The organism is Lapillicoccus sp. (genome assembly GCF_025353065.1).
Classification (GTDB): Bacteria; Actinomycetota; Actinomycetes; order Actinomycetales; family Dermatophilaceae; genus Lapillicoccus.
This window is the reverse complement of the sequence record NZ_JANXRJ010000019.1, coordinates 1-9316: the sequence shown is the minus strand read 5'-3', so window position 1 is coordinate 9316 and position 9316 is coordinate 1. Positions and strand designations below refer to the sequence as shown.

At 71.7% G+C, this 9316-nt stretch carries 8 protein-coding genes; 3 read left to right on the top strand and 5 right to left on the bottom strand.

Annotated features, from left to right (window positions below; genetic code table 11):
* A partial coding sequence (locus Q0R63_RS01405; RefSeq protein WP_295692897.1) for a GNAT family N-acetyltransferase occupies positions 1-933 on the bottom strand: 933 nt, incomplete at its 3' end.
* 44 nt (positions 934-977) lie between these two features.
* Here Q0R63_RS01405 and Q0R63_RS01400 point away from each other — a divergent pair.
* The 3 genes from Q0R63_RS01400 to Q0R63_RS01390 all read left to right on the top strand — a co-directional run bounded on the left by Q0R63_RS01400 (position 978) and on the right by Q0R63_RS01390 (position 5531).
* Positions 978-1592 carry a nitroreductase family protein gene (locus Q0R63_RS01400; protein ID WP_295692894.1) on the top strand — a complete coding sequence of 205 codons (615 nt, stop codon included), beginning with the start codon at positions 978-980 and terminating at the stop codon, positions 1590-1592.
* Between the two features lie 481 nt (positions 1593-2073).
* The gene (locus Q0R63_RS01395) at positions 2074-4551 is read left to right on the top strand and encodes a DNA topoisomerase IV subunit A (protein ID WP_295692892.1); all 2478 of its coding nucleotides are present in this window, start codon (positions 2074-2076) and stop codon (positions 4549-4551) included.
* A complete protein-coding gene (locus tag Q0R63_RS01390) occupies positions 4548-5531 on the top strand; it encodes a sucrase ferredoxin (RefSeq protein WP_295692889.1) in 984 nt (327 codons plus the stop codon). The genes Q0R63_RS01395 and Q0R63_RS01390 overlap by 4 nt, the downstream gene beginning before the upstream one ends.
* Before the next feature lie 75 nt (positions 5532-5606).
* Here the strand turns inward: Q0R63_RS01390 and Q0R63_RS01385 are convergent, their stop codons facing one another.
* The 4 genes from Q0R63_RS01385 to Q0R63_RS01370 form a co-directional block, all read right to left on the bottom strand.
* Positions 5607-6533: an aldo/keto reductase gene (locus Q0R63_RS01385; RefSeq protein WP_295692885.1), complete on the bottom strand. Its 927-nt coding sequence runs from the start codon at positions 6531-6533 to the stop codon at positions 5607-5609.
* Between the two features lie 87 nt (positions 6534-6620).
* Entirely contained in the window at positions 6621-7400 is a 780-nt protein-coding gene (locus Q0R63_RS01380; RefSeq protein WP_295692882.1) for a tetratricopeptide repeat protein, read from the bottom strand.
* Positions 7397-8488 carry a VWA domain-containing protein gene (locus Q0R63_RS01375; RefSeq protein ID WP_295692878.1) on the bottom strand — a complete coding sequence of 364 codons (1092 nt, stop codon included), beginning with the start codon at positions 8486-8488 and terminating at the stop codon, positions 7397-7399. Before Q0R63_RS01375 ends, Q0R63_RS01380 begins: the two co-directional genes overlap by 4 nt.
* A partial coding sequence (locus Q0R63_RS01370; RefSeq protein WP_295692875.1) for a VWA domain-containing protein occupies positions 8485-9316 on the bottom strand: 832 nt, incomplete at its 5' end. The genes Q0R63_RS01370 and Q0R63_RS01375, both read right to left, overlap by 4 nt.

Below are 9316 nucleotides of genomic sequence, written 5' to 3'. Positions count from 1 at the left end.
CGATGCGACGAGCAACGTCTTGACGCCCTTGGCGGCGCACTCGTCCACGACGGCGAGCACCCCCTCGGCCGGGACGGCGACGATGGCGAGGTCGACCGGCCCGGGGATGTCGCTGAGCCGGGCGAAGGTGGTCATTCCGTAGACCTCGAGGGGCTCCAGCTCGTCGGTCGGCCCGGCGGTTCCGGGGCCTTCGGCGGCCCCGGTGACCCGGCTGTTCACGGCATACACGGGGCCGGTGTAGCCGCCGTCGACGATGTTGCGCAGCAGCCGCTGCCCGATCGACTCCCGGCGGCGGCTGGCGCCGATGACGGCGATCGAGGTGGGGAAGAGGACCGAGTGCACGCTGACCGACTCGGCGCGGTGCTCCCGGGAGAGCCGGACCCGGGTGGAGTTCTCGGTGGGCTTGATCGCGAACGAGACGGCGATGACGCCGTCCTCGAAGTTGTGGGTGACGTCGTAGCCCGCCTCACGGAAGACGTTGATCATCTTGCGGTTCTGCGGGAGGACCTCTGCGGTGAAGGTCGCGACGCCGACCTCCTGGCCGATCATCGCGAGGTGCTCGAGCAGGACCGAGCCCACGCCGCGCCCCTGGAAGTGGTCGCTGATGTTAAAGGCGACCTCGGCGCTCGTCGCGTCGATCTTGTCGAACCGCCCGACCCCGACGATGACCTCGCGCACGGTGGCGACGAGGGCGACCCGGTTGACGTTGTCGACGTTGGTGAAGCGGAACACGTCGCGGTCGCTCAGCTGCCGCAGCGGCGCGAAGAACCGGAGGTAGATCGACTCGTCCGACTGCGCGTTGTGGAAGGCCCGCAGCCGGTCGGCGTCGGCGGGGACGATCGAGCGCACGTGGGCGACCGAGCCGTCCCGGAGGACGACGTCCGCCTCCCAGGCGATGGGATAGTCGGGCGGGAGATCGAGGGTGTCGACCATGGACGCCATCGTTGCACGCCCGGGGGCCGTGGCAGCATCCGTGGATGGAGTTCTCCGAAGTGGTGCGGCGCCGGCGCATGGTCCGGCGCTACGACCCCGACCGCCCGGTGCCGGACGCGGTGCTCGCGGCCTGCCTGGACAACGCGGTCCGGGCGCCGAGTGCCGGTTTCAGCCAGGGCTGGGACTTCGTCGTCCTGCGCTCGCACGAGGAGCGGGGGGCCTTCTGGACGGCGACGGCCGAGGACGCGGACGCTACGCCTGACGCGTGGCTGGCCGGGATGCAGTCCGCCCCCGTCGTCATCCTCGCGCTGTCGCACAAGCAGGCCTACCTCGAGCGGTATGCCGACCCGGACAAGGGGTGGACCGACCGCGACGAGGCCCGCTGGCCAGTTCCCTACTGGGACATCGACACCGGGATGGCGTCCCTGCTGATGCTCCTGACCGCGACCGATGCCGGGCTGGGCAGCCTCTTCTTCGGCGTCCCGCCGGAGTGCCACGACGACGTGCACCGGGCGTTCGCGATCCCGCACGACCGCACGATCATCGGCGCGATCGCCCTCGGGTATGCCGTGCCCGGCCCGAAGAGCCCGTCCCTGCGGCGGCACCGGCGCACCGGCGCGGAGGTCGCCCACTGGGGGCGGTTCGGCCAGGAGAGATAGCGGGTCCGGGCGGCCTGCTCCTGACCACCCTCAGCTCTCCGCTGGGTCCTTCGGGCGCCCAGACCAGGACGACGTGGCACCTGGGCGGAGTCGGCGGCGGCCAAGAACCGGGCGAAGATATCGGGGTGGGCCACGCGGCAGGTCCGGCGACGCGGCATACCGGCGTGGCGGGGGTGAGCACCGTTGTCCCTCTGTCGGGCTGACCAGACAAGGGGACGGTCGGCGCGAGAACGGTTGTCCAGCGGACCGTCCCTTTATCGGGTCACCCGACAAAGGAACAGCGGGCGGAACTGGGCAACGAGCGGGAGCGGGTCCGTGGGGGCGGTTCGGCTCGGGCCGCTGACCGGTGGCCGGTGGCCGGTGGCCGGTGGGCATACCGGCGTGGCGGGGGTGAGCAGCGTTGTCGCGTGGGTGAGGATGGGGTGTCGTCATCCGTCCTCCACTCGTTCGACACTGGCAAGATCGAGGAGCACCACCGCGTATGGCCCGTCGCACCAGCCCTCCTCCCCCGCCCGAGGACGTGGTCGAGAAGATCATCGACATCGACGTCGGGGAGGAGATGCGCAACGCGTTCCTCGAGTACTCCTACTCCGTCATCTACTCCCGCGCCCTGCCGGACGCGCGTGACGGGCTGAAGCCGGTCCAGCGCCGGATCCTCTACGGCATGAGCGAGCTCGGGCTGCGGCCGGACCGGGCGCACGTCAAGAGCCAACGGGTCATCGGCGAGGTGATGGGGAAGTACCACCCGCACGGTGACACCGCGATCTACGACGCGCTGGTGCGGCTGGCTCAGCCGTTCACGATGCGGCTGCCGGTGATCGACGGGCACGGCAACTTCGGCTCGCTCGACGACGGCCCCGCGGCGGCCCGCTACACCGAGGCGCGGATGGCGCAGGCCGCGTTGCTCATGGTCGGTGGCCTCGACGAGGACACCGTCGACTTCGTCCCCAACTACGACGACACCGAGACCCAGCCCGGGGTCATGCCGGCCGCGTTCCCCAACCTGCTGGTCAACGGCGCCAGCGGCATCGCCGTCGGGATGGCGACCAACATGGCGCCGCACAACCTCGTCGAGGTCATCGGTGCGGCGCGGCACCTCATCGCCCACCCGACGTGCTCCCTCGACGACCTGATGAAGTTCGTCCCCGGCCCCGATCTGCCCGGCGGCGGCAGGATCATCGGGCTCGACGGGATCCGCGATGCCTACCTCACCGGCCGCGGCGCCTTCCGCACCCGCGCGACGGCCCGGATCGAGGCGATCACTCCGCGCCGCAAGGGAATCGTCGTCACCGAGATGCCCTACCTCGTCGGTCCGGAGAAGGTCATCGAGAAGATCAAGGACCTTGTCCAGTCCAAGCGGCTCCAAGGCATCAGCGACGTCAAGGACCTCACCGACCGCTCGCACGGCATGCAGCTCGTGATCGAGGTGAAGAACGGCTTCAACCCCGACGCGGTGCTCGAGCAGCTCTACAAGCTCACCCCGCTGGAGGAGTCGTTCAACATCAACAACGTCGCCCTCGTCGAGGGCCAGCCGCGCACCCTCGGGCTCAAGCAGCTGCTGCAGGTCTACGTCGACTTCCGCACCGATGTCGTCACGCGCCGCACGCGGTACCGCCTGCGCCGCGCGGAGGAGCGGCTGCACCTCGTCGACGGCCTGCTCGTCGCGATCCTCGACATCGACGAGGTCATCCAGCTCATCCGCGGCTCCGACGACACCGACACCGCACGGACGCGGCTGGTGGAGGTCTTCGAGCTGTCGACCGCGCAGGCCGACTACATCCTCGAGCTGCGACTGCGCCGCCTGACGAGGTTCTCCCGGATCGAGCTCGAGACCGAGAAGGCCGAGCTCGAGCAGCGCATCGGCGAGCTCCGCGCGATCCTCGCCGACGAGAAGCTGCTCCTGCGCACGGTCTCCTCCGAGCTCGGCGAAGTCGCGAAAACCCATGGCTCGCCTCGCCGCACGGTCCTCCTCGAGGCTGCAGGCGCTGCCATCGTCACCGGGGCGAGCGCGGGGGCGAGCGCGGCGATGCCCCTCGAGGTCACTGACGACCCGTGCTGGGTTCTGCTGTCATCGACCGGGCTGCTCGCCCGCACGACGACCGACGAACCGATCTCGACCGAGGGTGGCCGGTCGAAGCACGACGTCATCGTCGGAGCCGTCCGCACGACGGCCCGCGGCGAGGTCGGCCTCGTGACCAGCGCCGGTCGGATGATCCGCCTCTCCGCGGTCGAGCTCCCCACGCTGCCCCCGACCGCCGGCCCGCCTGCGCTGTCCGGCGGGGCGCCGCTCGCGGCCTACGTCGACCTGCCGCGCGGCGAGGAACCACTGACGCTCGCCTCCGTCGCCGCGGACTCCCCCGGTCTCGCGATCGGCACCGCCCAGGGGGTGGTCAAGCGCGTCGCGACGGACTACCCCGCCCGCGCCGACTGGGAGCTCATCTCGCTCAAGGACGGCGACTTCGTCGTCGGCGCGTGCGAGATCCCCTCTGACAGCTGGGATCTGGTGTTCATCAGCACCGACGCGCAGCTGCTCCACTTCCCGGCTGCGTCCGTCCGTCCGCAGGGCCGCTCGGCCGGTGGGATGGCCGGCATCAAGCTTGCCCCCGGTCAGACGGCCGGCTGGTTCGGCGCCATCGACCCGGGCCTGGAGGCGGTGGTCGTGACCTCGAGCGGGTCCTCCGGCGCCCTCCCCGGCACCGAGCCCGGAGCCCTCAAGGTCACTCCGTATGCCGAGTACCCCGCCAAGGGGCGCGCCACCGGTGGCGTGCGCTGCCATCGCTTCCTCAAGGGCGAGGACACCCTCGTGCTGGCCTGGGCCGGCGCGACTCCGGCGCGGGCGGCGGGTGCCAACGGGGTCGCGATCGAGCTGCCCGAGGCCACGGGCCGGCGCGACGGCTCGGGCATCCCCGCCGCGGCCGTCATCGCGGGGATCGCCGGACCGGTCGGTGGTGCGGCATGACGGTCGCGGCCGGGCACGGACACAGCGCCCCCGACGCCTGTTCCGTCGACTGGGACGCCGCGCTCGACACCACCGTCTACGGCACGGCCGCTCCGGCGCGCTTCTGGGTCGCGCTGGAGCAGAGCGGCCCCTGGGGACACAACGCCGCTACCGAGTCGCACCTGCCCGTCGACGTCGGGACGGCTCTGGAGCAGGCCTGCGCCGAGCACGGCGGACGCCTGTCGCTGCTGCGTCGACCGGGGCAGCATCCTGACCAACACCCCTCTGGGCACACGGTGCTCGTGGCCTGGACCGGGACGCAAGAGCGGCCGGCCTTCCTCCTCGGCGGCTCGGTCGCTGATCCCGCCGAGCTGCTGCAGCTGGATCTCGATGCCCTCGGGCGGGGAGACGTAGCCCGCGTCCAGGCCTCGGTCGCTGGGCTCGTCGTGGCCGCTCCGGCCCTGCTCGTCTGCACCAACGGCCGGCGCGACGTCTGCTGCGCCGTCCGCGGGCGGCCGATCGCCATCGCCGGCCACGCGGCATACCCCGGGCGGGTGTGGGAGTGCTCCCACACGGGCGGTCACCGGTTCGCGCCGACCGGGGTCCTCCTGCCGTGGGGCCGCACGATCGCGCGACTGACCATCGACGGCGTGTCGGCGGCGCTGGACGCGTCCGACTCCGGTCTTTTCGCGCGCGACCTGCTCGGGCCGCGGCACGACCGTGGCGCCAGTGCCCTGACATCGCGACACCAGGTCGCCGAGTCGGCCGTGCGGGAGCTCATCGGCGAGGTCGAGCCGTCGGCCCTCGCCACGAGCCAGCCCGGCGACGACGAGGACGGCGACGTCGAGGTGACCCACGCCGACGGCCGCTCCTGGCAGGTGGCCATGACGCCCACCGAGGGCGCACCCCGGCACAGCTCCTGCCACGACACCCCCGTCCCCGCCCGGACCTGGCTGACCTCCATCACGGAGCAGGCCGACGACCCCGACGTGTTGCGGTGAGTGGCCCGTTCTGGGCGTTGACGCCCGAAAGATCCGGTCGTCAGCCGCAACGAGTGGGTATGCCGCTGGGGCGGGTCAGCCGAGGGCGGCGGAGGCCTTGTCCAGCCGGGCGAGCTCGTCGTCGGCGAGGGTGAGGGTCATCGAGTCGAGCAACGGCTGCACCTGCTGGACCGTGCGGGCGCTGGCGATGGGTGCCCCGACGGTCGGCTGGACCCGCAGCCACGCCAGCGAGACCGCCGTCACCGACGTGCCCCTGGCGTCCGCGATCTCGTCGAGGGTGTCGAGCAGGGTGGTCGCTCCCGGGCGCTCGAGGTAGCGTCCGGCCGCCTGCGCCCGGGCCGACTCGACGCTGGTGCCGGGCCGGTACTTGCCGGTGAGGAACCCGCTGCCCAGCGAGGAGTAGGGCAGCTGGACGATCCCCCGGTCGCGAAGCGTCGGCACGAGCTGCGACTCGATGTCGCGCTCGACGAGGCTCCACTTGTCCTGGGCGACGGTGAAGGGCGTCAGCCCTTCGGCAGCAGCGATGTCGAGAGCGCTGGCCAGCCGGCCCGCGGAGAAGTTGGAGGCGCCGACCTCGCGCACCTTGCCGGACCTGACGAGGGCGTCGAAGCCCGCGACGTAGTCCGCCTGGTCGACGGCGTCGTCGTCACGGTGGGCGTAGTAGACGTCGAGGTGGTCGGTCTGCAGCCGGCTCAGTGAATCGTCTACGGCAGCCTGCAGATTGGCCGGCGAAAGACCGGGACGGTCGGTCTTCGCGAAGACCTTGGTGTGGATCTCCACGGCGTCCCGGTTGCCACGTGAGGCGAGCCACTCCCCGATGATCAGCTCGGAGTCGCCGCCGGAGTTGCCGGGCACCCACTGCGAGTAGGCGTCGGCGGTGTCGATCGACACCCCACCACCCGCGACGAAGGCGTCCAGCACCGCGAAGCTCTCGTCGCGATCGGCCGTCCAGCCGAACACGTTGCCACCGAGGACGAGGGAGCCGAGGTCGAGCGAGGTCATGTGGGTCACCTTCCGTAGGGAATCTGCCGTCTGCCGTGGAAAACGCCGACTCGCGCGTGCCCATTCCGGCTCCCGCCGAACTCAGCGCTACCAAGGCCGGGCGACCTGGGGCCGTGACCCGCCGCTGTTCTGGTCGCCCTGGCCCTGGGCGCGCTGCTGCTGGTTGTCCTGGGTCTTGTTGTCGAGCTGCTGCTGCTTGTCCTGGCTGGGCTGCTGACCTTGGGGGCCCTGGTCACCGGGCTGGGCCGGCTGCGCCTTGCTCTTCTCCTGGGCACGGTTCTTGGCGTCGTCGAGCTCCTGACCGGTGGTGCCCCCGCTCGGGGTGAAGCAGCCGTGCGGCGCCTGGGCGACGACCACCACGACCCGGTCGTAGATCGGCTTGCTGGCGGCGGCACCCGAGGCGGCCTGGGCCGCGTCACCGAGCTTCTCGAGGCTGAGGACGAGGTTGACACGCACCTCGCAGGCCTCGAGCCTGTCCTTCGGGGCGTTCGCGAGGGCCTGCTCGAACTTGTCGCGCGCGCCCGCGAAGTCACCGGTGAGCACGTGGGCGTCGCCGAGGGCGAAGGGAGCCTTGTAGCGCTCGATGACGTTGAGCAGGCCGAGCCGGTCGCCGGCCGCCTGGACCGCGGTGACGTCGCCCGCGGCATACGCGTCCCGGGCCTGCTGGCCGATGGCCACCATGGTCAGCAGCTTGACCGCGACGAGGAGCAGCACGATCACGAGCGGCAACGACCAGACGATGAGCTTGCGCCGCAGCGCGAGTCGCGCCGCTCGTGCCTCCGGCTTCTCGGCCGGCGGTCGACCCAGCTCACCGCCGCGTCCCGCAGGCGGCGGCGTCGTGCCCTGCGGGCGGGCGAGGATCGTCATACGGCACCTCCGGGGGTGGCTGCGGAGACCTTCTCGAGGACGGCCGGCGGGTTGACGGCCGCGGTCCCGGTCGCCTGCGGGGTCACGTCATCGGGACGACGTCGCCCGGCGCGCAGGGCCGTGGCCGCCGCGACGGACACCCCGAGGTCCCAGGCGGCCAGTGCGGCGAGAGCGAGCAGGAACACCCAGTAGTACTCGGTGCGCCCCACCGCGGCCTGGGTCGCGTCCGCCGAGGTGAGCGAGGCGGTGTCCTTGAGGGCGACCTCGGAGACGATGCTCGCCGCGCCGTCGTCGGAGGTCCGGTGGAGGTAGGGCACCTTGAGCTGGCCGGCGATGGCCCGCAGCTCCTTCTCGTCGATCTTCGACAGTGCCGGCTGACCGGTGGAGGGGTCGAGGATGTCGTCCTCGCGCCGCGTCCCGGTCTGCTTCATCCGGCCACCCTGCGTGCTGCCGTAGCCGAGCACCGCACCACCGTTGACCAGGGTGGGGTCGATGTCGAAGGGGTCGGGCGCGGTGTCGGCGGTCTGCTCGCCGTCGCCGAGATAGAAGACGAGGCGGGCCCGCTCGGGGTGGGTCGCCCGGCCGTGGTCGAGCGCGTCGGAGAGAGCCGTTCGCGCGACGGTGACGCTGCTGCCCTGCGACCACGTCGAGGTCTCGGCGAGGAGCGTGTCGACCGAGGACGCCAGCGCGTTGGCATCACTGGTCAGCGGCAGCCGGGTCACGGTCTGGTGGTCGAAGGACATGACGGTGTAGCGCGCCCCGGGCAGCTGGGCCGCGATGCCCTTGACGTCGGCCCGGACACCCGCGAGCCGCGGTTGACCCCCGGCATAGTCCTGCGCCATGACCGACGAGGTCGTGTCGATGAGGAAGTAGACGTCGAGGTCGCTCGCGCTCACCGTGATCTCGCCCCCCGGCATACCGGGACGGACGGCCGCGACGAGCAGGAGCGCGACCATGGCGCTCCGCCGGGACCGGGTCAGGACCGAGTCGGTCCGCTCCCGCGGACCGGCGGGCCACCAGACGAGGAATCCGGCGACGGCGGCGAGGAGGACGAGCAGGAGCCAGGGGACGACGGGCTGCACGGTCACGGGCGCCACCTCAGCCGACGGAGGAAGAGCAGAGCCGCCAGCCCGGTGGCGGCCAGCCCGATCCAGAGCTGCGGGTCGTCGTGCACCGCGAGCAGGGGTCGGGTCGGGATCCGGGTGGCCTCGCGGGAGGTCACTGCGTTGAGGATCTCGGCCACCGCGCCGACATCGTTGAGCGCGTAGTAGACACCGCCGGTCTTCGCGACCACCTGCTTCATCTCCCGGGCGGCCGACGAGGCGGGGCTGTCGGCGGGGTTGACGCCGTAGACCTGGATGTGGCCGGTGCTCGCGAGCTGCCCCGCCTCGGGCAGGCTGAACAGCGACTTGCCGGCCGCCTCGTTGTCGGTCGCGAGGATGACCGACCGGGCCCGCGGGAGCTCGGGGTGGTCGAACCCACGCAGGCAGGTCGCCAGCCCGTCGCCGATGAGGGAGCTGCCCTCGCCGTTGAGGGTGCCGGCGAAGAAGGGGTCCTGGGGGTCGAGGGTGCGCAGCGCGCTGGCGGCCTTGGCCAGCTCGTCGCTGATGAACTGGTAGTCGTCGGTGAGCGGGAAGACCGGCACGGCGGAGCTGTTGAAGATCACGAGGGAGAGCCGCTCGCCCTTGAAGCCCTCGGCGAGCTGCCGGAAGCGATCGACGACCTGGGCGTCGACGTCGATCATCGAGCCCGACACGTCGAGGCAGAGGACGATGTCGCGGTTGTCGCGCTCCTGGCTGATGACGGTGCGTGCCTGCGGACGGGCGGCCCCGACGATGGCGACGAGCCCGATGGCGGCAGCCAGCCCGCCGATGGCGAGGGTGCGCAGCTGGTGGGCGCGGACCGCCCGCCGGAAC